The sequence below is a fragment of the Kitasatospora sp. NPDC093806 genome, assembly GCF_040683335.1.
Classification (GTDB): Bacteria; Actinomycetota; Actinomycetes; order Streptomycetales; family Streptomycetaceae; genus Kitasatospora.
The window spans coordinates 325,010-350,845 of sequence record NZ_JBFBDO010000001.1 but is presented as its reverse complement, the minus strand read 5'-3'; the positions used below and the strand labels follow the sequence as shown (position 1 = coordinate 350,845).

At 73.7% G+C, this 25,836-nt stretch carries 17 protein-coding genes; 4 read left to right on the top strand and 13 right to left on the bottom strand.

The window, feature by feature from the left end; translation table 11 throughout:
* Nucleotides 1-31: 31 nt before the first annotated feature.
* Nucleotides 32-859, bottom strand: coding sequence for an oxidoreductase (locus AB0N76_RS01480; protein ID WP_363552100.1), 828 nt, complete (start codon nt 857-859; stop codon nt 32-34).
* Between the two features lie 113 nt (nt 860-972).
* Here AB0N76_RS01480 and AB0N76_RS01475 point away from each other — a divergent pair, with 113 nt between their 5' ends.
* Both AB0N76_RS01475 and AB0N76_RS01470 read left to right on the top strand, forming a co-directional pair.
* Nucleotides 973-1,392, top strand: a complete 420-nt coding sequence (locus tag AB0N76_RS01475; protein WP_363552102.1) for a MerR family transcriptional regulator — start codon at nt 973-975, stop codon at nt 1,390-1,392.
* Between the two features lie 126 nt (nt 1,393-1,518).
* Nucleotides 1,519-1,899, top strand: a complete 381-nt coding sequence (locus tag AB0N76_RS01470) for a TipAS antibiotic-recognition domain-containing protein (RefSeq protein WP_363552104.1) — start codon at nt 1,519-1,521, stop codon at nt 1,897-1,899.
* A 34-nt stretch (nt 1,900-1,933) separates the two neighbouring features.
* Here AB0N76_RS01470 and AB0N76_RS01465 read toward each other — a convergent pair whose 3' ends face one another.
* From AB0N76_RS01465 to AB0N76_RS01455, 3 genes are read right to left on the bottom strand one after another with little or no spacing between them, the layout of a single operon-like run.
* On the bottom strand, nt 1,934-2,359 hold the full coding sequence (locus AB0N76_RS01465; protein WP_363552106.1) for a VOC family protein: 426 nt from the start codon (nt 2,357-2,359) through the stop codon (nt 1,934-1,936).
* A 40-nt stretch (nt 2,360-2,399) separates the two neighbouring features.
* Nucleotides 2,400-3,638: a glycosyltransferase gene (locus AB0N76_RS01460; protein WP_363552108.1), complete on the bottom strand. Its 1,239-nt coding sequence runs from the start codon at nt 3,636-3,638 to the stop codon at nt 2,400-2,402.
* 35 nt (nt 3,639-3,673) lie between these two features.
* Nucleotides 3,674-4,207, bottom strand: a complete 534-nt coding sequence (locus AB0N76_RS01455; RefSeq protein ID WP_363552237.1) for a MarR family transcriptional regulator — start codon at nt 4,205-4,207, stop codon at nt 3,674-3,676.
* Nucleotides 4,208-4,317: 110 nt separating this feature from the next.
* On the opposite strand from AB0N76_RS01455, the gene AB0N76_RS01450 reads away from it, so the two are divergent.
* Complete coding sequence (locus AB0N76_RS01450) at nt 4,318-5,649, top strand: SgcJ/EcaC family oxidoreductase (protein ID WP_363552110.1); 1,332 nt, start codon at nt 4,318-4,320, stop codon at nt 5,647-5,649.
* Nucleotides 5,650-5,852: 203 nt separating this feature from the next.
* Nucleotides 5,853-7,064, top strand: coding sequence for a GNAT family N-acetyltransferase (locus tag AB0N76_RS01445; RefSeq protein ID WP_363552112.1), 1,212 nt, complete (start codon nt 5,853-5,855; stop codon nt 7,062-7,064).
* 61 nt (nt 7,065-7,125) lie between these two features.
* Here the strand turns inward: AB0N76_RS01445 and AB0N76_RS01440 are convergent, their stop codons facing one another.
* From AB0N76_RS01440 to AB0N76_RS01400, 9 genes are all read right to left on the bottom strand, one after another.
* Nucleotides 7,126-8,271, bottom strand: a complete 1,146-nt coding sequence (locus AB0N76_RS01440; protein WP_363552239.1) for a DUF6596 domain-containing protein — start codon at nt 8,269-8,271, stop codon at nt 7,126-7,128.
* Nucleotides 8,272-8,302: 31 nt separating this feature from the next.
* Nucleotides 8,303-8,719 (bottom strand): YciI family protein, encoded by a 417-nt coding sequence (locus AB0N76_RS01435; RefSeq protein WP_363552114.1) that lies wholly within the window; start codon nt 8,717-8,719, stop codon nt 8,303-8,305.
* A gap of 110 nt (nt 8,720-8,829) precedes the next feature.
* Nucleotides 8,830-9,531, bottom strand: a complete 702-nt coding sequence (locus AB0N76_RS01430) for a 4'-phosphopantetheinyl transferase superfamily protein (RefSeq protein WP_363552116.1) — start codon at nt 9,529-9,531, stop codon at nt 8,830-8,832.
* Nucleotides 9,528-10,013 (bottom strand): nuclear transport factor 2 family protein, encoded by a 486-nt coding sequence (locus tag AB0N76_RS01425; protein WP_363552118.1) that lies wholly within the window; start codon nt 10,011-10,013, stop codon nt 9,528-9,530. The genes AB0N76_RS01430 and AB0N76_RS01425 overlap by 4 nt, the downstream gene beginning before the upstream one ends.
* A 65-nt stretch (nt 10,014-10,078) precedes the next feature.
* On the bottom strand, nt 10,079-12,256 hold the full coding sequence (locus AB0N76_RS01420) for an MMPL family transporter (protein ID WP_363552120.1): 2,178 nt from the start codon (nt 12,254-12,256) through the stop codon (nt 10,079-10,081).
* Nucleotides 12,253-13,641, bottom strand: a complete 1,389-nt coding sequence (locus tag AB0N76_RS01415) for an NAD(P)-binding domain-containing protein (protein WP_363552122.1) — start codon at nt 13,639-13,641, stop codon at nt 12,253-12,255. Before AB0N76_RS01415 ends, AB0N76_RS01420 begins: the two co-directional genes overlap by 4 nt.
* Before the next feature lie 136 nt (nt 13,642-13,777).
* On the bottom strand, nt 13,778-16,312 hold the full coding sequence (locus AB0N76_RS01410; RefSeq protein ID WP_363552124.1) for a KR domain-containing protein: 2,535 nt from the start codon (nt 16,310-16,312) through the stop codon (nt 13,778-13,780).
* The gene (locus AB0N76_RS01405; protein ID WP_363552126.1) at nt 16,309-24,003 is read right to left on the bottom strand and encodes a cytochrome P450; all 7,695 of its coding nucleotides are present in this window, start codon (nt 24,001-24,003) and stop codon (nt 16,309-16,311) included. The genes AB0N76_RS01410 and AB0N76_RS01405 overlap by 4 nt, the downstream gene beginning before the upstream one ends.
* Before the next feature lie 5 nt (nt 24,004-24,008).
* On the bottom strand, nt 24,009-25,472 hold the full coding sequence (locus AB0N76_RS01400; protein WP_363552128.1) for an acyltransferase domain-containing protein: 1,464 nt from the start codon (nt 25,470-25,472) through the stop codon (nt 24,009-24,011).
* Nucleotides 25,473-25,836: the final 364 nt, after the last annotated feature.

Here is a 25,836-nt window from a genome sequence, read left to right as displayed (position 1 = left end):
ACTTCCTGTGCGGTTCGCGGTCCCGCGGAACTCAGACGGCGGTGGAGAGCGCCACGTGCCGCCACCGGTCGAGTTCGCTCCGGACGTGGTCCAGCTTCGCCTCGACGCGCTCGACCGCGTCCGCGCCCAACTGCAGCCGCAGCGGCGGCTCGGCGGCCTCGGTGACGTCGACCACGGCCCGGGCGGCCTTCGCCGGGTCCCCCGGCTGCCGGCCGTCGACCCGGGCCAGCGCCTCGCGCACCGGTCCCGCTCCCGCCGCGTAGTCGGCGATGGCGGCCGGCTCCACCCGCAGGCTGGAGCCGCCGAGGAAGTCGGTGCGGAAGCCGCCCGGCTCGACGATGGTGACGCGGACACCCAGCGGGGCCAGTTCGCCGTGCAGCGCCTCGGAGATGCCTTCGACGGCGAACTTCGACGCCCCGTACAGGCCGATCGCCGGCGCGGTCGCGAAGCCGCCGACCGAGCCGATGTTCAGGACGTGCCCGGACCGCTGGGCGCGCAGGGTCGGCAGGGTCGCCCGCAGCGTGTTGAGCACGCCGAACACATTGACGTCGAACAGCGCCCGGGCGGCGGCGTCGGAGGTCTCCTCGATCGCGCCGACCAGACCGTAGCCGGCGTTGTTGACCACGACGTCGATCCGGCCGAACCGGGCCAGTCCGGTCTCCACCGCCGCCGCCAGCTGCGCCGGGTCGGTGACGTCCGCGATCACCGCCAGCAGTCCGTCGGGCCCGTGCGGGAACGCCTTGCGCACGGCCGCCGCGTCCCTCGCCGTCGCGATCACGCTGTGGCCCCGGTCCAGCGCCTCCCGGGTGATCTCCGCGCCGAGCCCCCGCGACGCCCCGGTGACGAACCAGATACCCATGCTCTCCCCTGTTCCGATGTTCCGATGACCCAACCGCCCCGATGGGCCGACGGAACGACGCTAGATCCTAGAGTCGGGTCTAGATCAAGAGCCGAAACGCGGGGAGGCCGCCCATGGACCTGAGCATCGGTGAGGTGGCGCAGCGCAGCGGGCTGAGCGTGCACGCGCTGCGGTTCTACGAGCGGGAGGGCCTGTTCGCCAACCCCGTGCGCCGCCTGGCCAACGGCCGCCGGATCTACCACGAGGAGGATCTGGAGTGGCTGGCGGTCTGCACGAAGCTGCGCTCCTCCGGCATGCCCCTGCCCGCGATCCGGCGGTACGTCGAACTGGCCCGCCAGGGCGCGGGCAACGAGAACGAGCGGCTCGCACTGCTGCGCGAGCACCAGGAGCACGTGGAGGCGCAGCTCCGGGAGCTGCGGGGCGCCCTGGACGTGATCCGGTACAAGGTGCGGATCTACGAGGACCACCTCGCCCGCGGCGAGGCCGACCGACTCTGGAACCCGTCCCATGGCACCCGACCCGCCGAGCACTAAATGGCTTGCTCCCAGGCGAGGCGCCTGTCACCGTTCCGCCTGGACCGACAGTCGATCACCGTCGGCAGGTCGTCCGCCTCTTGAGGAATTCACCGAAGAGGCACGGGAATCAGGAGAAGTGGTGCCATGGAAAATCAGTACGAGGACGAGTGTCGCCGGGCGCTGGCCGAGGAGCAGGCGAAGAGCCTTGCCGAGACCGGCAATTGGTCGCACGTGGACAAGGACCAGGTCCACCGGGACTGGGACGTGCTGTACCGGGAGATCGCGGCTCACCTGGACGATTCCCGGCCCGGGGACCAGCCGATCCAGGAACTCGTCCGCCGGCACTTCGACATCACCTGCCGGTTCTACCTCCCCACCCGGGAGGCGTACGTCGGCACGGCGTTGCTGTACGCGGAGGACGAGGCGATGCGGGAGTTCCACAACGCCTACCACCCCGGGATGGTGGAATTCCTGGGTGCCGCGATGCGGATATTCGCCGAACGGGGCGTCGGCTTCGCCGCGTAGGACTTCCCGCGCGGCGGCCCGACTCGGCGCGTGGTCAGTCCACGCAGAACTCGTTGCCCTCGACGTCCCGCATCACGATGCAGGAGTCGGTGCCGTCGTACAGCAGGCGTTCGCGGACGGCGCCGAAGGCCAGTAGGCGGGTGCACTCGGCTTCGAGGACGGCGAGGCGCTCCTCGCCCACGAGGCCGGTGCCGACGCGCACGTCGAGGTGCAGCCGGTTCTTGACCGCCTTGCCCTCGGGGACGCGCTGGAAGTACAGCCGCGGGCCCACACCGGAGGGGTCGACGCAGGCGAACCACGAGCCCCGCTCCTCGGCGGACCGGGTCTCCTGGTAGGCGTCCCAGCTGTCGAACCCCTTCGGCGGCGGGGCGACGTACCCCAGCACCTCGCACCAGAAGCGGGCCACGCGCTCGGGCTCCGCGCAGTCGAAGGTGACCTGGAACTGCCTGATCGTTGCCATGGGCTGCACCGTAACAGCGGGCGTCGGCGCTCACCTCCCATTAAATGTCCGCCCGTTGACCAGTTCGGGCGGCCGCCGGATCGAGGTGCGCGAGCAGTGCGGCGGCGCCGTCCTCGGCGGCGATCCCGCGGGCCAGTTCGGCCGCGCGGCGGCGGTGGGACGGGTCGGCCAGGCAGTCCGTGATCGCGTCGGCGAGGGCTTCGGCGGTGAGGTCCCCGAACGGCACGGGCCGCGGGGCGACGCCCAGCCGGTGCAGCCGGGCGGCCCAGAACGGCTGGTCGGCCATGACGGGGACGGGCACGGCGGGGACCCCGGCCCGCAGTCCGGCCGCGGTGGTGCCCGCCCCGGCGTGGTGGACGACGGCCGCGGTGCGCGGGAACAGCCAGTCGTGCGGGACGTCCCCGACGGCGAGGACCTCGTCACCGCCGGAGCCCCCCAGCCCGGCCCACCCGGCCTGCACCACCGCGCGCACACCGGCCCGCCGCACGGCCGCCGTCACCAGCGCGCTCAGCCGCTCCCCCTCGCCCGGCGCCATGCTGCCGAACCCGATGAACACCGGCGGCGGCCCCGCCTGGAGGAAGTCGACCAGCGCGGCCGGGGGTTGCCAGCCGTCCGGCCGGGCGGGCCACCAGTAGCCCGTCACCTCGACGCCGTCCGGCCAGTCCGCGGGGCGCGGCAGCACCAGCGGGCTGTAGCCGTGGAAGGCCGGCCGGACGTCCCCGGCGACCGAGGGCGGCTCGCCCGGCAGCCCGAGGCGGTCGCGCAGCCGGGCCACCGAGCCCGCGAAGACCCCGTCCGCGCGGGCCAGCACGTCCCGGCCCGCGGCGAGGTTGGCCGCCGGCCCCAGGTCGTCGACGTTCCCCGCGTTGGGCAGCGGGAACTCCCTGGTGGCGAACGACGGCGTGAGGTAGGTGCCGACGGCCGGGACGCCGAACGCCTCGCCGGCCGCCCGGCTGAGCCCGGCCGGGCCGTAGGCGGTGAGCAGCAGATCGGCTCCGCCGCCGACGGCCTCCGCCACACCGTCGGCGAGCCCGTCCGCGTACGCCCTGGTCAGCGCCCGGACCTCGTCCCGCGACGCGGCCCGGGACCAGTCCCGGATCAGCCGCTGCGGGTCTCCCGGCATCGGCCGGTAGCCGAGGCCGCAGCCGCCGATCAGCGCCTCGAAGGACGGGTGGGCGGCCACGGCGACCTGATGGCCCGCGTCCAGCAGACGCCGCCCGAGACCGGTGAAGGGGGCGACGTCGCCGCGCGATCCGGCGGTGATGATCAGAATCCGCATGGCGCGATTCTCCTCGGTCCTACCCCTCCTCGGTCCTACCGAGCCTGATCCCCCGTCTGGTCGCCGAGGGTGAGGAGGACGCGGCGCAGCAGCTCGGTGAGCCGGTCGCGTTCGACGGCGGTCAGCCCGGCGAGCTGGCGCTCCTCCCCCGCGAGGTGGTGCTCGACGAGGCGGTTGGTGAGCTCCCGGCCGCTGTCGGTCAGGGAGATCAGCACCCGGCGGCGGTGGGCGGGGTCGACGGCCCGTTCGACCAGGCCCTTCTCCACCAGGTGGTCGATCCGGTTGGTGAGCGCGGCGGAGCTGACCATCGCGGCCGAACTCAGCTCGCCGGCGGTGAGGACGTGCGGCGCGCCGGCCCGCAGCAGGGTGGCCAGGACGTCGAACTCCCAGGGTTCGACGCCGTGGAGGGCCAGGTTCTCCTTGATCCCGCGCTCCAGCAGGCGGGAGGCGCGGGAGATCCGGCCGATCACGGCCATGGGGGAGGTGTCGAGGTCGGGGCGGATCGCGCGCCACTGCGCGGTGATGCGGTCGACGCCGTCCGCCGCGTCCACCTGGTCCGTCGTGCCCATCTCGCCCGCCTTGCCCGTATCCGTCTTGTCCGTCATGCCCCGAGCCTAACATTTCGACGTGGAAATGTTTGACATCACGGATCGAAGCTGCCTATAGTTTCGACATCGAAATGTTCGACACAGGGGGGAACGTCATGAAGGTCCTGCTCACCGGCGCCACCGGCTACATCGGCACCGCCGTCACCGACCACCTCACCGCCGCCGGCCACCAGGTCGTCGCCGTCACCCGCGGCGCCGAGCCGCAGCCCGGCCGCGGCTGGCACGCCCAGCTGGTCGGCGACACCGCCGACCCGGCCTCGCTGGCCGGCCTGGTCACCCCGGACATCGAGGCCGTCGTCCACCTCGCCCCGCCGAGCGGCGACGCCGAGGTCGACACCGCCGCCATCGAGGCGCTCGCCACCCCGCTGCGCGGCACCGGCCGCCCCCTCGTGTACACCAGCGGCGTCTGGGTGCTCGGCGCCACCGGCGCGGCCCAGGAGGTCGGCGAGGAGGCCGCCACCAACCCGGTCGGCCTCGTCGGCTACCGCCCGCGGATCGAGCAGCGGGTGCTGGCCGAGGCCGCCGAGGGCGTGCGCGCGGTCGTCGTCCGGCCCGCCATCGTGTACGGGCGCGGCGGCGGCATCCCCGCCATCCTGGTCGACCGGGCCCGCACGCAGGGGGCGCCCGAGTACTACGGCGAGGAGGGCGTGCGCTGGCCGACCGTCCACGTCGACGACCTGGCCGAGCTGTTCGTCGCCGCCGTCGAGCGGGCCGAGGCCGGCAGCCTCTGGCACGGCGTCGGCGAGTCGACCGTCCCGGTGCGCGACATCGCCCGGGCCGCCGGCCGCGCCGCCGGGGTGCTCGCCGCCCCGCGGGTGGTGCCGGTGGAGCAGGCCGCCGAGACCTTCGGCCCGCTGTTCGCGGAGGCGCTCGGCCTCGACCAGAGCGTCAGCGGCGCCGCCGCCCGCACCGCCCTCGGCTGGCGGCCGAGCCGCCCGGGCATCGTGGCCGACCTGCTGGCGGGCTCGTACCGGCCGGTCGAGGTGTTCGGCGCCCCCGAGGGCCCGGAGACCGACGCCGAGGTGGCCGCGATCGCCCGCCTGGTCGCCGAGGTCGAGCACGCCCAGCAGAACGAGCTGGTCGACGGCTTCCTGGAGGTCTTCCGCCGGGCCGACCCGGTCTGGACCACCGGCCACGGCAAGCGGCTGTCGGGCTTCGACGAGATCGCCGAGTTCACCCGGAAGGTGCTGCCCGGCGCGACGGCCGAGTCCACCGCCGTCTACGACGTCGAGCGCGTGCTGTTCCTGCGGCCCGACGTCGCCGCGGTCAACGTCCGCCAGCAGCCGGTCCTCCCGGACGGCACCCGGATCACCGACCGGCCCGAGGGCCGCCCGTTCTACATCCTGGTCAAGGAGGACGGCGCCTGGCGCGTCGGCGCCGCCCAGAACACCGTCGTCGCCTGACCGACCCCCGCACCACCCTTCACCCGCGCACCCACCTTCACCCGCACCCCCACCCGGCCGGCCCGGGGGCACACCCTGCCCCCGGGCCGGCACCGGCGTTCCGGCCCCCGTAAACCGTTTGACCCGGCGTCATGCCCGAGGCTGCACTGTGCCGGGGCGCCGCGGCGTGTGGCGCCGGCCGTCCAGGGGAGGCAGCAGCACCGATGGAGATCCGTTCCACGACCGACCAGGACCTCAAGGTCTTCGTCGACACGCTCCACGCCGCGTTCGGACTGTTCCCGGAGACGCCGGCCGAGGACGGCGGCGGAGTCTGGTGGTCGGTCTACGAGATGGACCGCAACCTGCTCGCCGTGGCGCCGGACGGACGGCCGATCGGCACCGCGGGCGCCTACTCCTTCGAACTCACCCTGCCCGGCGGGGCCCTCGCCCCGGCCGCCGGGGTGACCGCGGTCGGCGTCCTGCCCACGCACCGGCGCCGGGGCGTGCTCACCGCCATGATGCGCCACCAGCTGGAACAGCTGCGCGAGCGCGGGGACTTCCTCGCCGTCCTGCTGGCCGCCGAGGCGCCCATCTACGGGCGGTTCGGCTACGGACCGGCGACGTACACGGCGCGGCTGACGGTGCCGCGCCGGCAGGCCGCCCTCACCCCGCTCCGGGCGGGGCACCCGGCGGACACCGGCTCGGTCGAACTGCTGCCGCGCGCCGACTGCGGCGAGATCCTGGAGGAGGTCTACGACCGGTACCGCCGCACCCAGCCCGGCGCGCTGTCCCGGCCGCACCGCTGGTGGGCCTCGGGCGCGGGGAAGCCCCCGATCGCACCGAAGCCGCGCTACGTCGCCGTCCACCGGGACGCCGACGGCGTCCCGGACGGCTACGCCAGCTACGAGCTCGGCTCCGGCGCCCTGACCGTCGACGAGACCATCGCCACCGACGACACGGCCCACCACGCCCTGGTCCGGTGCCTGCTCGGGCACGACCTGGTCGACCGGATCGTGTTCCGGCACTTCACGCCCGACCACCCGCTGCGCTGGCAGCTCGCGGACTTCCGCGCCGCCGAGCTGAGCGGCGACACCGACCAGCTCTGGGTGCGGCTGCTGGACGTCCCGCGCGCCCTGACCGCGCGCGGCTGGTTCGCCGACGGCGAGCTCGTCCTCGACGTCGACGACCCGTTCCTCGGCGAACGGGGCCGCCACCTGCTGACCGTCCGGGACGGCAGGGCCGAGTGCGTCCCGACGGACCGGGCGCCCGACCTCTCCCTCGACGTGCGCGACCTCGGCGCGATCTACCTCGGCGGCACCGCCCCCGGCACCCTGGTCCGCGCGGGCCACATCCGCGCCCACCACCCCGCCGCCGCACCCCTCGCCGACACCCTCTTCCGCGCCGACCGCCAGCCGCACACCGTCCACTGGTTCTGACCCCGCCGAGGCGGAGTGGGAAGTCGGCCGATCCGACTTCCCACTCCTACCACCGCCCCCCTCAGCCCCGTAGCCGGGTGTTGAGGCGGGCGGCCTGGCGGGTGAGGTGGTCGCGTTCGGCGAGACTGGTGGCCCGCCGGGCGGCCTCGGTGTAGAGCCGGGCCGCCGTCGCCGGGTCGCCGGCGCGTTCGTGGAGGTACGCCGCCACCGCGTCGTACCGGGGCAGGGCGGCATCGAGGGCGGCCAGCGCGGCGAGTCCGGCCTGCGGGCCGTCCGCCTCGCCGACGGCGACCGCGCGGTTGAGCCGGACCACCGGGCTGTCGGTGAGCCGCACCAGCTCGTCGTACCACTCGACGATCTGCACCCAGTCGGTCTCCGCCGCCGTCGGCGCGTCCGCGTGCAGCGCGGCGACGGCGGCCTGGGCCTGGAACTCCCCCAGCCGGTCCCGCGCCAGGGCCGCCTGCAGGATCCCGACGCCCTCCGCGATCGCCGCCGCGTCCCACCGGCCGCGGTCCTGTTCGGCGAGCGGCACCAGGCTGCCGTCCGGCGCGGTCCGGGCGGCCCGCCGGGCGTGGTGCAGCAGCATCAGGGCGAGCAGTCCCGCCACCTCGGGGTGGTCGATCGCGGCGGCGAGCTGCCGGGTGAGCCGGATGGCCTCGGCGGCGAGGTCGACGTCCCCGCCGTACCCCTCGTTGAAGACCAGGTAGAGGACGCGCAGCACGGTGGCGACGTCGCCGGGCCGGTCGAGCCGCACGCCCGCGACGGTGCGCTTGGCCCGGCTGATCCGCTGCGCCATGGTCGCCTCGGGCACCAGGTAGGCCTCAGCGATCTGCCGGGTGGTGAGCCCGCCGACGGCGCGCAGGGTGAGCGCGACGGCGGACGCGGGCGTCAACGACGGGTGCGCGCACAGGAAGTAGAGCTGCAGGGTGTCGTCCCCGGCGGGCACCGGCCCGGGGGCCGGCTCCTCCTCGACGAGGTCCTCGCGCCGCCGGCGGGCGCTGTCCGCGCGCGCGACGTCGAGGAACTTCCGCCAGGCCACGGTGACCAGCCAGCCCTTCGGGTCCCGCGGGCGGTCCTCGGGCCAGCGGCGGACGGCCTCGACCAGCGCCTCCTGGACGGCGTCCTCGGCCGCCGCGAAGTCGGCTCCGCGGCGGACGAGGACGGCGAGCACGCCCGGCACCAGGCTCCGGAGCGGGACGTCATCCATGGCACTCATCCACGGCACTCATCCACGGCACTCATCCATGGCACTCGTCGATGGTCGGCGGCGCGGACAGGAACGGGCGCAGCTCCAGCCACTCGTGGATCGGCTTCCCGCCCTGGCCGGGGGCGGCGGACAGTTCCCCGGCCAGTTCGACGGCCCGCTCGTAGCTGTCGACGTCGATGACCATCCAGCCGGCGATGAGGTCCTTGGTCTCCGCGAACGGGCCGTCGGTGACCGGCGGCCGCCCCTCTCCGTCGTACCGGACCCAGGTGCCCTCGGGCGCGAGCGCCTGGCCGTCGACGTACTCGCCGGTCCCCTCCAGCCGGGCCGCGAAGTCGCGCATGTACTGGATGTGCGCCGAGATCTCCTCCGGCGTCCACTGGTCCATCGGCGCGCAGTTCACCGCGGCCGGGGCACCCCGGTAGTGCTTGAGCAGCAGGTACTTGGCCATGTCGACCCTCTCCTCCGGACTGGTGCGACCCATTGTGGGCCGCGCTCACCCCTGGGACGGAGCGGGCCACGGGTTCTCGACATCACCGCCGGAAATTCTTTTTCCCTCTCTCAGGGCAGCGCGCGGTGCAGCCGCGGGGTGGCGGACGGGGCGGCGAGGGCCAGCGCGGCGGCGTGCCGGGGGCCGGCCGGGAGGTCGGCGACGGCCCAGCCGGGCGGACGGCGGGCGGGGTCGGCGGTGCCGAGGTAGTCGGCGGCGGGCGGGCGGCCGAGGCCGATGCCGAGGCCCTTGAGGTAGGCCTCCTTGCGGGTCCACAGCCGGGCGAACGCGCCGGGGCGGTCGGCCGCCGGAACGGCCGCGAGCTCGGTCTGTTCGGCCGGGTGCAGGACGCCCGCGAGGACCTCGACGCTGTCGGCGCCCGGGTGCGGTTCCACGTCGACGCCGACCGGGGCCGCCGCGACGCCGATCAGCACCAGGCCGCCGCCGTGCGACAGCGAGAAGTGGGTGCCGTCGGTGTCGGCCAGCCGCGGCCGCCCGTGCGGCTCGGCGCAGTCGGGGCAGGGCTCGCGGCCGAAGACCAGCGCCGCCGGGTCGACCGCCAGGCGCCGGCCGAGGACGCGCCGCAGGGCGACGTGGGCGACCAGGTAGCAGTGCCGGTCGGCGTCCCGGACAAAGCGCCCGGCCCGCCGCCGCTCCTCCGCGTCGAGGCTGCCGAGCTCGGCCGGGCCGACCGCCAGCTCGGCGGCGTCCAGCAGCCACAGCTCGACCGTCCGCTCCACCCCCGCCTCCACCTGCCCTCCCCCGTTCGTCACGTGCCGGCGTGCGCCTCGCGGAACGGCCCGGGCTTGCCGACCGGCGGCGCGACGGCCTCGCCGACGCCCTGCCGGCCGAGCTCCTCCAAGACGTTCTCCAGCAGCTCGGTGTCGCAGTAGATGTGCAGCTCGGTGATCTTCCCCCACTTGATCCGGACGACGTGCACGCCCTGGTTGGAGTAGCGGTTGCCCTCGCGGTCGGTGAGGTGGTCGACCCATTCGGCGAACGCCACGGTGTCCCAGGGCCAGCCCTTGGCGACCACCTTCTTCAGCTCGAAGCGCAGGTCGGGCATGACCTCCGCGAGCCGGTCGTACCACCGCTGGACCTGCTCCGCCTGGTGCCGCCCGCCGGACAGCGCGTGCGAGCCGGAGAACCAGTGCTCCGCGTCGGGCGTGAACTGCCGGACGATGGCGGCGTAGTTGCCGCGGTTGACCTCGGCGAAGGAGTTGCGGAGGTTGCGCCGGACGATGGCGTGGTACACGTTTCCCACCTCGGGTCGGTGTCGTGACGGTGCATCAAGAACGCATCAGGAACGCGCCAGGAACTCTACGGCTTCTCGACGGCGAGCGGCGGCGCCCCGCCCTCGCGCAGGCCGAAGCGTTCGTACAGCCACCGCAGCGGGGCCGGCGCCCACCAGTTCCAGCGGCCGAACAGGCGCATCAGCGACGGCACCAGCAGGGCCCGGACGATGGTCGCGTCCAGCAGCACGCCGAGGGCGGTACCGAGGCCGAGTTCCTTGATGAACACGATCTCCGAGGTGGCCAGCGCGCCGAGGGCGACGCAGAAGAGCAGGGCGGCGGCGGTCACCACGCGTCCGGTGCGGCCGAGCCCCTGGGCGACCGACTCGGTCTCGCCGACGCCGGCGTCCCGGGCCTCCTTGATCCGGGCGAGCAGGAAGACGCCGTAGTCGGTGGAGAGTCCGAAGACCATCGCGAACAGCAGCACCGGCTGGGTGGCGTCCAGGGCGTCCTGCGCGGAGGTGCCGAACAGCCCGGCGAGGTGGCCCCATTGGAAGACCACGACCAGGATGCCGAAGGTCGCCGCGAGGGTGAGCAGGTTCATCACGACGGCGGTGAGCGGCAGGATCAGCGAGCCGGTCATCAGCAGCAGCACCAGCATGCTGGTGAGGAAGACGATCAGGGCGGCGGCCGGGAGGTGGTCGACCAGGCTGGCCTTGAGGTCGACGAAGGTGGCGGTCTGCCCGCCCACCAGCAGCTCATCCGGACTGGCCGGGCCGCCCAGCGCGCGGACCTCCTTGACCAGGTCCTGGCTGGTCTCGCTGAGGCCGCGCTCCCTGGGGGTGACCTGGATCAGCCAGGTGTCGCCGTTCAGCGGCAGGGCGGGCGAGACGGCGGCCGCTCCGGGCAGTGCGGCGATGCCGCCGCGCAGGGCGTCCACCCGGCCCTGCGCGGCGGCCGGGTCGCCGGGGGCGGTGGCGACCACGACCTGGACGGCCTCCAGCGGGTCGGCGGGGAAGTCGGCCCGCAGGGTGTCGGCGACGGCCCGGCTGCTCGCGCCGGTGGGCAGCGAGCCGGGGCCGACCGAGGTGAAGGCGACCTTGAGGAAGGGCAGGCCGAGCGCGATCAGCAGCACGCTCGCGCCGATCGCGACCAGCGGCGCGCGCCGCATCACGCCGCGGGCCAGGGTGAACCAGCCGCCGGTGGTGTCCTCGGGCGATTCGAGCGAGCGGCGCCAGCGGGCCGGGGCCAGGAAGTCGATGTGCCGGCCGAGCAGCCGCAGCAGGGCGGGCAGCACCAGCAGGGCGACCAGCAGCGCGGAGGCGGAGACCAGCAGGCCGCCGACGGCCATCGAGTAGAGGAAGCGCTGCCGGAAGACGAACAGCGAGGCCATCGCGGCGCTGACGGTCAGCGAGCTGAACAGGATGGTGCGGCCGGCGGTGTGCAGGGTGACGGTGACGGCCCGCGAGACGTCGGGGTCGACGGTCAGCTCGCTGCGGAAGCGGGAGACGATCAGCAGGCTGTAGTCGATCGCGAGGCCGAGCCCGAGGGCGGTGACCAGGTTGAGCGAGAAGATCGACATCGGGGTGACGAACTGGTCGACCAGCCGCAGGCCGAGCAGCGTGAGGACGACGTTCAGCCCGCCGATGACCAGCGGCAGCGCGGACGCCACCAGGCTGCGGAAGATCCACAGCGAGAGCAGGAACAGCAGCGGGAACGCCAGCAGTTCGGCTCGCTGGAGGTCGTGCTGGACGGTGCTGACGACCTGGTTGCCGACCACCTCGCTGCCGCCGAGCCGGACGTTCGGGTTCCCGTCGAGCTTCTCGGCGAGCCGGTCGACGGCGTCCTGGTAGCGACTCCCGGCGTCGTCCTTGAGCCGGCCGACGACGGCGGTCTGCCGGCCGTCGTGGGAGACCAGGTTCCGGTCCTGGGTCCGGTAGTACGTCAGGACGTCTGCGAACGTGGGGTCGCCGGCCATCAGGGCGGCGACCTTCTCGGCCTCGTCCCGGGTGCGCGGGTCGTCCACCGGGGCACCGGTGGCGACAAGGGCGATGACGCCCCCGTCGGCCTGGATGCCGGTGGCGGCGCCGATCCGGTCGTCGGCCCGGACGCTGCCGGAGCCGGGGGTGACGAAGTCCGGGTTGCCGCCGGTCAGCGAGGTGACGACGGGCGCGCCGAAGACGGCGGCCAGGACGGCGACCAGGACGCCGCACAGCACCATCAGCCGGGCGTGCCGGTTCGCCGACCGTGCGATCAGGTCCATCATGCGTGGCTCCTCAGCCGGGTCTCCGCCGACGCGACTCCAGCACCCGCCGACGTCCCCGCCGACGTCCCCGCCGGCACCGCCGCCGCCCCGGCCGGGGGCCGGACGTCCATCCGCCGGACCAGCTTGCGCAGCAGGGCCCGGTAGGAGAAGTGCTCGACCTGGAGCCAGTGCCGCTCGGAGTCGTAGTACCGGATGCCGCCGTTGAGCGCGGCCCCGGACTTCGGCGTGGTCTTGGCCTGCTTGAACCACACGGCCCGCTGCGGGTCGGTCCGCAGCAGGTGGAGGTAGCGGGCCATGAGCTGGGACTGGTAGTCCATGATCGGCCAGTTGCCGGTGGAGGTCTGGAAGTAGCCGATGACGAAGAGGTTGTCGTATTCCGGGTGGAAGGCGCTCAGGTGCAGCTGCGGGGTGCGCCCGTTCCAGTTCAGGTACTTGCGGTCGATGAACGGGAACTCGGTCATCCGGTAGCCGGTGGCGTACACGATGACGTCGAACTCCTCCTCGGTGCCGTCGGTGAACTTCACCCGGTCGCCCAGGAGTTCGGCGATGTCCGGCTTGGCGGCGATGTCCCCGTGGCCGAGGTGGTAGAGCAGCGTCGAGTTGATGACGAAGTGCTCCTCCAGCAGCTTGTGCGAGGGCTTCGGCAGGCCGTACTGCTCCGGCCGGCCGGCGCTGTTCAGGCGCAGGAAGAGGTTGCCGAAGAGCCGCACCACCGGCCGCGGCATCCGCCACTTCAGGACGTTCTCGTAGAGCACGTCGGTCGGCATCCCGAACAGGTACTTGGGCCAGTAGTAGCAGCCGCGCCGGATGCTCAGCGCGGTCGAGACCGCGTTCTGCGAGGACTCCACCGCGATGTCGCAGCCCGAGGTGCCGCCGCCGACCACCAGCACCCGCTTGCCGCGCAGCGGCTCCGGGTCGCGGTACTCGCAGGAGTGGATCGTCTCGCCGTCGAACTTCCCCGGGTAATCGGGCATCCGGGGGCTCCAGTTGTGGCCGTTGGCGATCACCACCCCGCCGTAGCGGCGTACTTCGCCCCCGTCGAGGGTGACGAACCAGTCCGGCGAGCCGTCCCGGCGCTCGATCCGCTCCACCGTCCGGTCGAACTCGACGTGTTCGTACACGCCGAAGTGCTCGGCGTACGAGCGCAGATAGCTGTACGCGTGCTCGCGGCCGAGGTAGGTCGGGAAGTGCGCGGGGATCGGGAAGTCGTCGTACTGGATGTAGGGCTTGGAGGTGATCAGGTGGACCGAGTCGTAGGCGGCGCTGTAGGAGTTGCCGCCGTACCAGTTGCCGCCGACGTCGCCCGCGCGTTCGATCACGTCGAACTCGATGCCGAACTCCCGCAGGTTCTTGCCGGCGGCCAGGCCGCCCGCCCCGGCGCCCACGACGCAATACGCAGTGGACCGGTCAACGATCGTGGTCAACGGTTCCCCCCGGTGGTGGTGGAGTCGTGTGCCGTCCGGCACGTGGTCGTGGTCGAGGCGACGGAGCAACGGCGCGGCGGCGCGGGCCGCCGCGCCGTCAGCGGAAGCGCAGGCCGGTCAGCTGGAGCAGCGACCGGCCGACCCGGTCGCCACCGGCCGGGCGGTGCCCGGTCCAGTCGCGGCCGTCCGGCGCGCCGACCAGCAGGCCGGTCCCGCCGGTGCGGGCCGGCGGCTCGGCGCGCAGCCGCTCCACGGTGAGCCGCCGGGCGGCGTCCGCGAGGCCCGGCTCGTCCCGGACCTGGCAGAGCCAGGCGGCCCGCAGCACGTTCTCCAGCTGGTTGAGCGGCAGTTCGGAGCCGGGGGCCGGCGAGGTGAGCAGCAGGTCGGACATCCGGCCCGGGTCCGCGGTGGCGCACCAGCGACCGGTGTCCGGGTCGCGCCGCCAGGCGGCCAGCCGGAAGGCGTGCCCGGTCCAGCCGAGCCCGCCGCCGGGCAGCGGCAGCAGTTCAGTGCCAGCCGAGAGACCCGTCCCCTCGGCCCAGCGGCCGGTCAGCGACTCGGGCAGCACATCGGTCAACGGCTCGGCCTGGAAGACCAGTTCGGCGGCGGCCAGGCGCCGTCCGGACCGTTCCAGGGTGACCGCCACCCGCCAGCTGCCGTCCTCCGCCCAGCGCCCCTCGGCGTGCCGGACCAGCTCCGCCGCCCGCCGCCCCGGACCCATCCTTAGCTCGGCCAACTCGACGGCCAGGTCCCGCAGTTCGGCGAACCGCAGCTGGTCCCCCTGCTCCGGCAGCACCCACTCCCCGGCGGCCCGCAGGTACTCCAGGACCAGCGAGACCGGCAGCGCGGGCTCCCCGTCGACCCGGAAGTCCTCGCAGCACGGCAGTTCCTCGGCCCGCAGCAGGTGGGCCGTGGAGAGCGCCCCGTACGGCCGGAAGGTCAGCGGCTCGCCCAGGTAGTGCCGGCTGGTGGCGAGCCGCTCGATGCCGGGCAGCCCGGTGTCCTGCCGGTAGCCGCGCAGCACGGACGGCAGCATCGCCGGACCGACGTCGCCGATGAAGGTGGACTCGCCGCTGCCGCCGCCGAGCAGTTCGCGCTTCCAGTGGTACAGGCCCTCGCGGACGTCGACCGCCGACATGTAGCGCAGCGTCGCCTCGTAGTTGGTGATCATGCCGAGCCGTTCCCAGGTCGGCCAGCAGACCGTGGAGACCGGCGTGCGCCGCTCCCGTCCGGGCTGCTCGCCGTCCTGCGAGGCCCACAGGCCGAGCCGGCTCAGCGCCTCGTTGGCCGCCCCGTAGTCGAGCTGGCCGACCATGCCGCCCCAGCGGCCGGTCAGCGATCCGGTGCTGCAGAAGAACGCGAGCGGCGGCCGGTCGGCGACGGCCCGCAGCAGGTTGAGGAAGCCGCCCACCTTGACCCGGACCACCCGGGAGAGGGTCTGCTCGCTCTTGCCGGGCAGCCGCACCGGGACGTCCAGGCCCGCGTTGTGCACGACGCCGACCAGCCGGTCGCCGGCCGCCGCGACCAGCCGCCCGACCTGCTCCGGGTCGGTGATGTCGCACTGCACGTACTCGATCCGCAGGCCGTCCGCGCGGGCCGCGGCCAGGTTGGCCCACAGCTCGCGCTCCTGGGCCAGCTTCTCCAGCGCGGCCCGCACCTGCGGCACCCGGCGCCCGGCCACCGCCTCGCGCAGCCGCTCGTCCCGGTGCTGCCGGAACTCCCGGTCGTCCAGCGCCAGCGCCGGGACGCTCGCCGCGTCGGGGACCGCCCCGCGCCCGCTGACCAGCACCCGGGCGCCGAAGTCCTCGGCCAGCGAACGGGCGAGGGCGAAGCCGATGCCGCGCCCGCCGCCGGACATCACCACGGTGTCGCCGGGCCGGATCGCCCGGCGCGGCGGACCGGGCTGCGCGTGCCGGGCCCGCAGGCTGTACCGGCGGCCCGCGTGGTAGCCGATCTCGAACGCGCCCCAGCGGTACAGCTCCCGGCTGACCAGCTCGCCGATGCTCTCCGCCGAGTGCTCGGCGGTGAGGTCGAGGATCCGGATGTTGCAGTTGGGCAGCTCCCGGGGCAGGCCCTTGGCGAGCCCGGCCCAGAGGCCGCCGAGCGGCTGCTCGACCCGGTCCGGGCCGAAGCCCATCCGGCCGCCGAGCCAGGTGACCGGCAGGTAGAACAGCCGGTTCGCGTCGGTCTCGGCGATCCAGTCCGGGAAGCAGGCCTGGAGCAGCGCGACGGTCTGCCGGAAGGCGCCCTCCCAGCTGTCCGCGCCGGCCCGGTCGAAGGACTCCTCGACGTTGAGGTCGACGATCCCGTCGAGCCGCCCGGCCGCGGCGTGGAAGGCCGCGGTGGACGGGCCGAACCCGCCGGTCTCGCCCTCGGCGGGCGGGGCGAGGCGGTGCGCGCTCGCCCCGGCCGCGGTCAGCGCGGCGCCGACCGCGGCGGCGGTGGCCTCCCGGCCGCCGATCACCGCGATCGAGCGTCCGCGCAGGCCCGGGGCGGCGCCCGGCGGGAGCGCGGCGGTCTCCACCGGCTCCCACACGTGGCGCTGCACGGGCCGCACCGAACCGTCGTCCGGGTAGTCCACCACCGGCGGGGCCAGCAGCTCGGCCAGGGTGGTCGGTTCGGTCAGGGTCATCGCTTCCTCGGCTCCACGACCAGGCGGATGCCGTCCATCGGCCGGAACGAGACCAGCGTGCCCAGGGTCAGCGGGTGGTCGGGGACGACCCGCAGCCGGAACCGCTGGGCCACCATCGCCAGCGTGAGGTGCGTCTGCACCAGCGCCATCTGGTTGCCGATGCACTTGCGCTGACCGCCGCCGAACGGGAAGTAGGCGAAGCGCGCCTGCTGCGCCCGGTTCTGCTCGGTGAACCGCTCCGGGTCGAAGCGGTCCGGGTCGACCCAGAAGTCCGGGTGCCGGTGGGTGACGTAGGGCACCATGAAGACGCTGCCGCCGGCCGGGATGTGCCAGCCGTTGACCTCGTCCTCCTGCACCGCGTCGCGCGGGTAGACCCAGATCGGCGGGTGCAGCCGCAGCGTCTCGTCGGCGACCATCCGGGTGTACGGGAGCTTCTCCAGGTCGGCGATGCCGGGCGTGCGCCCGCCGAGGACCTGCTCGACCTCCTCGTGCAGCCGCTCCTGGGCGTCCGGGTCCTTGGCGAGCTCGTACAGCGCCCAGGCCAGACCGGTGCCGGTGGTCTCGTGACCGGCCATGAAGACGGTCATGATCTCGTCCCGGATCTGCTGCCGGGTCCACTCGCCGTCGGACTCGTCGCGCGCCTGCAGCAGCAGGCTGACCAGGTCGGTCAGCCCCTCGTGCCGGCCCGCCCGGTGGGACTCGACGATCCCGTCCACCACGTCGTACATGACCCTGCGGGCCCGGCGGATCCGCCGGTTGTACGGGATCGGGACGACCTCGGGGGTGAGGTGGTTGAGGGTGCCGCGGAAGACCATCGCCTCGATCGCGGTGACCATCGCCGGCCCGACCTCGTCGGCGACCGGGTGCAGGTCGGTGTCGAACATGACCTTGCCGAGGGCGCCGAGGGTCAGGTCCATCATCTCGGGCACCACGTCGACCTCGTGGCTGGCGGAGGCCGCCCGCGCCCAGCGGTCCAGTACCAGGGTGGTGGAGTCCGTCATGGTGGTCGCCATGTTGTCGATCGCGGTCCGGTGGAACAGCGGGTTGACCACCTTGCGGTGCTGCTTCCACTCGTCCCCGTCGAGGGTGAGCAGGCCCATCCCCATGAAGATCTTGAAGGCGTCGTAGCCCTTGCCGCGGATGTAGTTCTGGTTGTTGTCCAGCAGGACGTACCGGATGTTGTCCGGGTGGTAGTTGAGGTGGACGTTGAAGAAGCCCAGCGGCAGCCGGACCATGTCGCCGTAGGAGCGGCCCAGGTCGGTGAAGAGGGCCGGCGCGTTGCGCTGGAACCTCCGCAGGTTGCCGGGGACGCTGCGCAGGCCGCGCGGCCCCGGGGCGGGGCGCGAGGTGCGCGGGCCGGCGGCCTCGGCGGGGCGCCGGGCCGGCCGCCGCACGGGCGGGGTGCTCTGCGCGGTCTGCACGGCGTTCTGCACCGCGCTCTGCGGGGCGTTCTGCGGGGCGGCGGTCACCGGCGTCGGCTGCTCGCTCGCCGCGCCGGTCTCAGCTTTTCCCATCGCTGCCACCACCTCCGTGCTCTCGGTACCGCCGGTACTGCCGGTACTCGTGGTCGGTCCCTCGGAGGCCGCCGCGGCCACCTCCTCCGGGGTCAGGAACTTCCCGTTCCTGCGGTCGAGATAGCCCATCAGCGTCCAGTCCAGGTCCTTCATCTGGAGCAGGATCCGCCCGTCCGGCCGGACCGCGACGAAGCGGTTGCCGGCGCCCGCCGCGCGCCCGTCGGCCTCGGCCCCCGGCAGCACGGCGTACAGGTCGACCCGGCCGTGCCGTTCGGCGACCTGGCAGTCCCCGCCGTGCTCGTAGACGTCGATCCGGCCGATGCCCAGCGGGGCGGCCAGCGGGATCAGGTCGCCGTCGACCAGGGCGAGCACCCCGGTCCGGGCGAGGCCGTCGAGCAGCACCACCGGGATGCCGAAGCCGGCGAAGACCCGGTGGTCGGAGGGCAGTTCGAGGGTGTACGTGGCCCGCTTGCCGTCCGGGTGCAGCCGGGTGTCGGTGGTGGACACGAACAGGTCGGTGAGCAGCACCGGCGAACCCGGGATGTGGTACGGGTCGGGCACCGGCGTCTCGGCGGCCGGGTGCCAGGCCTGCCAGTGCGGCGCGTCGGGCAGGTCGCCCGCGAGCAGCACCCGCACCTCGAAGTGCAGCCGGTCCTTGACCAGGACGGTGCCGTTGGGCGCCACCACGTCGTGGCTGATCCGCACGGCCACCACGGCCTGGCCGAGGTCGGCCCGGCGCTCGACCAGCTCGGCGTGGATCCGCTTGCGCAGTCCGGCCCGGTCCGACTCGCGGACCTTGAGGAAGTGGTGGAAGCGCAGGTCCTCGAAGGCGTACACCTTCAGGTCGGGCACCAGCCAGGAGGCCGCCTCGAAGGCGATCTCGGTGACGAAGGTCCCCGGCAGGGTGGGCGCGTCGGCGACCCGGTGGTGCTTCAGGTAGTCGTCGGTCTCCAGGTCGAAGACCCGCTCGAAGGTGACCGAGTCCGCGGTGCGCGCCACGACCTCCCCGAGGTAGAACCCGGCCGGCCGCTCCGGCTCCTCCTCCTGCGGGGCCTGAACGGGCTCCTCCGGTACGCGGTTCCCGGTCGTGAGGAACCCGGGCAGCAGCCGGTCCACCGCCCGCCGTTCCGCCACGCCCAGGTGGACGGTGAGCGGCGACGGCTTCACCAGGTTCAGCTCCCGGACGAAGTGGTGCACGCCCTCCGCGGTGCTCATCGCGGAGTACAGGCCGCTCTTCTCGAAGTACGCCTTGGTCAGCTCGTTGGCACCGAGCCCGACCTCGCCCCACAGCGTCCAGCCCACGGTGAACTCGTGCTGGCCCAGCACCTGGTGGTGGTAGGTCGCGGCGGCCCCGAGGAAGTCGTTGCCCGAGGCGTAGTCGGCCTCGCCGATCTGGCCGGTCATGCCCAGCAGCGAACCGAAGTTGCACCAGGCCTTGGGCGGCCGGCCGCGCAGCGCCGCCTTGAGGTTGAAGTAGCCGCGCACCTTGAGGTCCCGGACCTGCCGGAACTCGGCCAGGCTCTTGGTCGCGATCGGCGCCGAACGGTTCAGCCCGGCCACGTTGACCAGCAGGTCGATCCGCCCGGCCTCGGCGTGGATCCGGTCCATCGCCGCCGTGACCTGGTCGCGGTCGGTGACGTCGCAGGGCACGTAGTGCACGGCGCCCGCGCCGCTGTGCTCGGCCATCCGGGCGAGGTTGCCCCGGATCACCCGCGCCTGGCCGATCCGCTCGTACGCGCGGTTGAGCTGCGCGGGGTTGCCCGCCTTCAGCGCGAGCTGCTTGCGGATGTAGTCGGCGCGGCCCTTGGCGAAGGCCTCGTCGTCCAGCTCCAGGTACTCCCGGGGGTGTTCGTCCACCGGGTTGCTGCCCAGCACGTACAGCCTGGGCCGGAAGTGCCGGGCGACCTCGGTCAGCAGCTCGGCGGTGATCCCGCGCCCGCCGCCCACCGCCACCACGACGCTGTCCGGGCCGAGAGCGGCCTCCCCCGGCGGCACCAGCTCGCCGGGCTCCTCCGCGAGGGTGACGGTCAGCCGCCGGCCGCCGTCGTAGTACGCGGTGGGCAGGCCGCGCCGGAACGCGGACTCCCGGGTCGCCTGGGCGACCCCGGCCGCGGCCTCCCGCTCGCCGGTGACCAGCGCGTAGGCCAGGCAGTGCGGCGCGTACTCCAGGTGGATCACCTTGAACAGACCGGTGAACATGCCTGTGAAGGGGTGCGGGGTGCCGTCGGTCAGCGCGCCGAGGAACAGCCCGACGCAGCTGGCGCCCCCGGCCTCGTCGGCCAGCGCCGCGTGCCGCTGCTGCACCACCAGGAACAGCAGCTCGTGCAGCGCCTGGACCGCCTCGGACCCGACCGGCTCCGGCGTCTGCCCGCCGGACAGGTCGGTGACCAGCCGGACGTGCCGGATCCGGTGCTCCGGATCGGCCTCGTCCAGCACCGCCCGGACGGCCTCCGCGTCCGCGTCCCGCAGGTACCGGACGCCCGGCCCGTCGGCGGGCACGGTGGACAGCACCAGGGTGCCCGCCGGGGCGCCGGCGGCGGTCACCGTCTCCGGCCGGTCGGTCAGCACCACGGTGGGCGCGGCGGGCCAGAACGGCAGCTCCGCGCGCACCGGCTCACCCGGGGTCCCGGTCAGCCCGGGCACCTGGCGGGTGATCAGCAGCGGCTCGTCGCCCCGGTAGAACTGCTCGTCGTAGAACTCGGACGGCACCTGGACCTCGCCGCCGTCGTCGACGGAGGCAGCACTGGCCGCGGACGGGCCGGCCGGCACCGGGGCCGACACCCGCACCGTGAGGTCGGGCGCGCCGTCCTCACCGCGGCAGACGACCAGCGCGTCCCGCTCGGCCGGCTCCTCGGCCAGCGCCTGCAGGATGCCGATCGCGCCCTCGGCGCCCAGGTAGCAGGCCGGCCGCGCGGTCCGCAGCGCCCCGCACTCGATGGTCGGGACCGGCTCCGCCGACTCCGCGGGCCGCTCCGCGTCCGTGAACGGGGTGTCCAGGTAGCCCAGGACCTCCAGTCCGGCGGCCGCGGCGGTCTCCTCGGTCACCAGGGCGAACAGGAACGCGCCCTCGGCCAGCACGGTCTCGGTGTCCAGCGCGTCGTCCAGCAACTGCCGCACCTCGTCGGTGCTGTTGCCGTTGATGCCGCCGACCAGGGCCATCGACAGCTCGCCCTGACGCAGGTAGCGGATCGCCACGTCGATCGCGCTCAGGGTCGACGTGAACCCCGTGTCGACCGTCATGTTGAGGCCCTTGAGGTCGAAGTAGTTGGCGACCCGGGCTGGGATCACGTTCGGCATCATGCCGGGGAAGGAGTCCTCGTTGGAGGGCGGGACCAGCCGCCGCACCTCGGACTTGAGCAGGTCCAGCGCCTGCGGCAGCCACGGCGCCGAGGCCAGGGAGGCGTCCGCCCGCAGCGCGATGGTGAGGTCGTCCAGGTAGCAACGGGCCGCGTACAGCGTGGCGTTGCGGGTCGCCCCCAGGTGGCCGAGCACCACGCCGGTGGTCTCGCTGTTGTCCTCCCAGAACGAGCCCAGGCTGTCGCGCAGCCGGTGCGCGCACTTGAGGATCATCAGCTGGCAGCGGTCGATGCCCCGCATCATGCCGGGGGGCATCCGCACCTGCTTGAACGACGGCAGCGGGTAGGTGTCACCGAAGGACAGCACCTCGGGCGCCGGCGCCCGCCCCAGCCAGGAGGCCAGGTCGTCGGCGGTCTCGGTGCCCGGCACGTGCGCGGTCCGGGCGACGATCGCGATCCGCTGCGGCCGCTCCTGCTCCCGCTCCTTCACCGGCGGCAGCGCGGCGGCGGCCCGCTCCTTCGCGGGCGGCTCCTGCACCACCAGGTGCGCGTTGGTGCCGCCGAAGCCGAAGCCGGAGACGGCCGCCGTCCGCCGGTGCCCGCCCCGCGGCCACGGCACCGCCTCGGTCGGCACCACCAGGTTGGACTCGCCGATCGCGAAGTCCGCCGGCGTCTCGGTGAACCGGTGCTGCGGCGGGATCACCTCGTGCCGGAAGCCCAGCACGACCTCGATCAGCGAGGCCACGCCCGCGGCCCAACCGGTGTGCCCGATCACGGACTTGTTGGAGGTGACGACCACCGGGGCCGCCCCCGGCCGGAAGCCGCCCAGCGTCTCGCGCAGGGTGGTGAACTCCGCCAGGTCGCCCGCCGGGGTGCCGGTGGCGTGCGCGACGATCCAGTCCGGCCGCACCTCGTCCATGCCCGGCCGGTCCAGCGCCCGCCGGATGGCGAGCTTCTGGCCCGCCGCGCTGGGCGCGTAGATGGCCTTGCCCTTGCCGTCGGAGGACGACCCGAAGCTGCGCAGGGTCGCCAGGATCCGGTCACCGTCCCGGCGCGCCTTGCCCAGCCGCTTGAGCACCACGGTCGCGGCGCCGTCCGAGAACAGCACCCCGTCGCTGGCCTTGTCCAGGGAGCGCACCTCGCCGCTCACCGACAGGCCGTTGAGCTTGGCGAACAGGATCGACCCGCGCGGCCCCACGGCGAACGAGCCGCTGCACACCGCGATGTCGTGCCGGCCCTCCAGCAGCCCCTTGAGGCCGAGGTCCACCGCGTAGAGCGAGGACGAGCAGGCGGTGTCGACGAGCAGCAGCTCGGCGTGCGACGGCAGGACGTCCCGCATCGCGTTGAGCCCCACCCGGTGCGGGAAGAACTGCAGCGGCTCGGGACCGCTGCGGGAGTAGTGCCCGGCCAGCCGCCGCTCGACGGCGCCGAGCGCCTCGGCGCGGTCCGCCGCCGACAGGCCGAGACCGTCCAGGATCGGCGCCAGCCGGCCGAGCACCCCGGCCCGGACGGTCGCCTCCTCCAGGTGCTGGCTGCCGTCCGCGGTGTAGCCGACCAGGAACGAGCAGCGGTCCTCGGGGGCGTGCGCGACGCCCTCCATGGCCTGCATCAGCGAGTGCCGCAGCCACAGCGTGGTCGACTCCACGGCGTCCGGGTCGGTCCCCGACTCGGCGAGCTCCCGGGCCAGTTGCGGGTGCGGCGCGAAGTCGGTGATGAACGCCGAGCGCTTGGAGTAGGTCTTGTCCTCGTCGCGCTTGTCGGCCGAGTGGAACTTGTCGTTGTCCCACCGGTCGGCCGGGATCTCGACGAACCGCTCGGCGCCGTGCATGAGTTCGTGCCAGTACTCGTCGAGGTCGTTGGCCCCGGGCACGACGATGCCCATGCCGACGATGGCGATCTCGTCATCGTCATCGTCGAACTCCGGCGCTTTCTCCTCCACTCGGGCGACCGCGACCGGCACCGGCTCGACTACGGCGACCGGCACCGGCTCCGCCGCCGTGACGACCCGCTCGGCCGCCTCGATGACCGCCTCCGCCGCCTCCGCCGTCCCGCGCCCCTCCGCCACCGGAACCGTCGCCGGCACCGGCCGGACCTCCGCCCGCGGCGGGGAGAGCAGCGCCTGCCCGGTGGACAGGCCGCCGTCGGCGAGGATCAGCTGGCCGGTGATCCAGCTCGACCGCGAGGAGGCCAGGAACGCGACCACCTCCGCCAGCTCCTCCGGATGGCCGAGGCGCCCCATCGGGGTCGCCTCGACGGTGGCCCGCTGCATCCGCTCGGCGTCCGGGAAGAGGTCCACGACCTCGCTGTACAGCAGCCCGGCCGCGGCCGTGTTGACCCGGATCCCGTCCCGCGCGTAGTCCACCGCGAGGTAGCGGGTCATCGCCTCCACGGCGGCCTTCGCCGGCCCGCAGGCCAGGTAGTTCGCCATCACGAACTGCCCGCCGCCCAGCGTGGAGATGTTGACGATGCTGCCGCCGCCGCGCTTGGCCATCAGCGCCGCGGCCCGCTGGGCGCAGGCCAGCCCGCCCTTGAGGTTGGTGTCGAGCGCCCGGTCGATGAGCTGCTCGGTGACCTCCTCGCCCGGCACCAGCGCGCCGTTCGCGGCGTTGTTGACCAGGATGTCGAGGCCGCCGAAGCGCTCCTCGATCTCGTCGAACATGCGGTCCACCTGACCGCGCACGGCGACCGACGCACGGATCACGTGCGCCTGCCCGCCGGCCCGCTCGATCTCCGCCGCGGTCTCCCGCGCGGGCCCGGGCGAGTGCAGGTGGTTGATGACGACCAGGGCGCCGTCGGCGGCCAACCGCTTGGCGATGACCTTGCCGACGTTCCGCGCCCCTCCGGTGACCAGGGCGATCTTGCCGCTCAGCTCCTGGGACACGGTCCTCACGCCGCCCCGCCGGAGGCGATGATCAGGTCCGCGATCTTGCCCAGCGTGTTGTACGCGGCCGGGCGCACGTCCGACGGCCGCGGCGGCAGCTCGTAGCGGTTGCCCACCCGCACCAGCAGCTCGGTCTGCTTCACCGAGTCCACGCCCAGCTCGGCCTCCAGGTCGGTGCCCTCCTCGAACACCTCCGCCGGGTACTCCAGCGCCTCGGCGTAGATGTCGGCCAGCTCGCGCACCAGGCCGTCCCGGTCCACGGCCGCCGCCGGAGCCCCCGCTGCCGGCGCCGCACCGTTCCCGCTGACGTTCCCACTGCCGCTCTGCTCGGGCCGCGCGCCCAGGTAGGTCAGGTACGCCTCCCGCGCGAACGCCCGGACGTCCCCGCCGCGCCCGTTCCAGAACGCCTCGAAGTCCTCCGCCGGGACGTCGGACAGCAGCGCGTTCCGCAGGTGGTCGGCCGAGGAGCCGGCCGCACCGGCCTCCACCGCGCCGATCGCGGCGAGCCGGTCGACGGCCTGCCGCAGCACGGCGGCCCCGCCCGCCTCGGGCAGCAGGGTGGGGATGGTGGTGACGGGCGCCCCGACGATCCGGCCGGTGATCCGGCTGAGCGCGTCCAGCGCGCCGCTCTCGACGAAGACCGACACCCCGTCCCCGGCCAACTCGCGCACCGCGGCGGCGAACCGCACCCGGCTGGTGAAGTGTCCGGCCAGCAGCTCGGTCAGCCGGTCCCGGTCCTCGTAGGCGCGGCCCAGGATCGGCGAGTGGACCGCGGTCTGCAGCGGCTTCTGCCGGATGTCCGCGATGCGCTGGGCGAACTTCTCCGCCGCCGGGCCGAGCAGCGGGCTGTGGAAGGCGTAGGGCGACTTCAGCCGGGCGAAGTCGATCTTGAGCACCGCCGCGAGCCGGCCCACCGTGTCCAGCGTCTCGGCCCGCCCGGACAGCACGGTCTGGGTGTCGTGGTTCTCGACCGCGATCCCGGTCAGCGGGTCGCCGACCAGCTCGACCAGCTGCTGCACCCGGTCCGCGTCGGTGCCCACGGCGGCCATGTAGGCGTCACCGAGGCCCGCCTCGCGCAGCGCGATGCTGCGGTGGCAGACGATCTCCGCGCCCTCGGCCGGCGTGAACGCGCCGGCGGCGACCAGCGCGGCGATCTCGCCGAGGCTGTGGCCGATCAGGACGTCGGGGCGCAGCCCGCGGGCGCGCAGCACGGTGAAAGTCGCCGTGGACACGGCGTAGATGGCGAGCTGGAGCGCGTCCGGGGCCTCCCGGAGCAACTGCTCCGTGTCCGGCGTGCCGTCCGCGAACAACTGGTCGACCGCCCGGTCGCCCAGCAGCGGCCGGGCCGCGTCACCGATCTCGGCGAGAACCGGTCCGACCTCGGGAAACCCGTCCCGCAGGTCGGCGAGCGCACGCCCGTAATAGGCGCCCTGCCCCGGAAAGAGGACGGCAATCGAAGTTTTAGGCATGATGCACACTTCCCCCATACTCTTTTTTGCGTGATCAGCGGTACCGGCCGAGCCCGTCGCATTTCTCCGGCCGAGAAAGACCGTATTCATGCCGCACTACCCGAGTGAGGCGGCTCCGGTAAATCTTCGGTTAACTCGAGAAGCGATCGGCAGCCGAGGAACAATGCCTTTCGGCGCAGCCCGGGACACGGGCAACCGGCAAGCAGCACAGGCCTGTTGGGGGTGGCCGTCACCACCCCTGCCTGCGCCCGCCGGTGGGCAGTGAATTGTCAGTCACTGCCGGAAAAATGCCCGCTGCCCCCTGAATCGCCACGCATCGGCCCCGGCGCGGCGACTCATACGCATTCACCCTAGGAATCCGCCG

What these genes read in the sequence shown, in the direction of transcription:
- AB0N76_RS01480 (WP_363552100.1), bottom strand. Translation starts at nt 859, where the DNA reads ATGGGTATCTGGTTCGTCACCGGGGCGTCGCGGGGGCTCGGCGCGGAG.
- AB0N76_RS01475 (WP_363552102.1), top strand. Translation starts at nt 973, where the DNA reads ATGGACCTGAGCATCGGTGAGGTGGCGCAGCGCAGCGGGCTGAGCGTG.
- AB0N76_RS01470 (WP_363552104.1), top strand. Translation starts at nt 1,519, where the DNA reads ATGGAAAATCAGTACGAGGACGAGTGTCGCCGGGCGCTGGCCGAGGAG.
- AB0N76_RS01465 (WP_363552106.1), bottom strand. Translation starts at nt 2,359, where the DNA reads ATGGCAACGATCAGGCAGTTCCAGGTCACCTTCGACTGCGCGGAGCCC.
- AB0N76_RS01460 (WP_363552108.1), bottom strand. Translation starts at nt 3,638, where the DNA reads ATGCGGATTCTGATCATCACCGCCGGATCGCGCGGCGACGTCGCCCCC.
- AB0N76_RS01455 (WP_363552237.1), bottom strand. Translation starts at nt 4,207, where the DNA reads ATGGGCACGACGGACCAGGTGGACGCGGCGGACGGCGTCGACCGCATC.
- AB0N76_RS01450 (WP_363552110.1), top strand. Translation starts at nt 4,318, where the DNA reads ATGTTCGACACAGGGGGGAACGTCATGAAGGTCCTGCTCACCGGCGCC.
- AB0N76_RS01445 (WP_363552112.1), top strand. Translation starts at nt 5,853, where the DNA reads ATGGAGATCCGTTCCACGACCGACCAGGACCTCAAGGTCTTCGTCGAC.
- AB0N76_RS01440 (WP_363552239.1), bottom strand. Translation starts at nt 8,271, where the DNA reads ATGGATGACGTCCCGCTCCGGAGCCTGGTGCCGGGCGTGCTCGCCGTC.
- AB0N76_RS01435 (WP_363552114.1), bottom strand. Translation starts at nt 8,719, where the DNA reads ATGGCCAAGTACCTGCTGCTCAAGCACTACCGGGGTGCCCCGGCCGCG.
- AB0N76_RS01420 (WP_363552120.1), bottom strand. Translation starts at nt 12,256, where the DNA reads ATGATGGACCTGATCGCACGGTCGGCGAACCGGCACGCCCGGCTGATG.
- AB0N76_RS01410 (WP_363552124.1), bottom strand. Translation starts at nt 16,312, where the DNA reads ATGACCCTGACCGAACCGACCACCCTGGCCGAGCTGCTGGCCCCGCCG.
- AB0N76_RS01400 (WP_363552128.1), bottom strand. Translation starts at nt 25,472, where the DNA reads ATGCCTAAAACTTCGATTGCCGTCCTCTTTCCGGGGCAGGGCGCCTAT.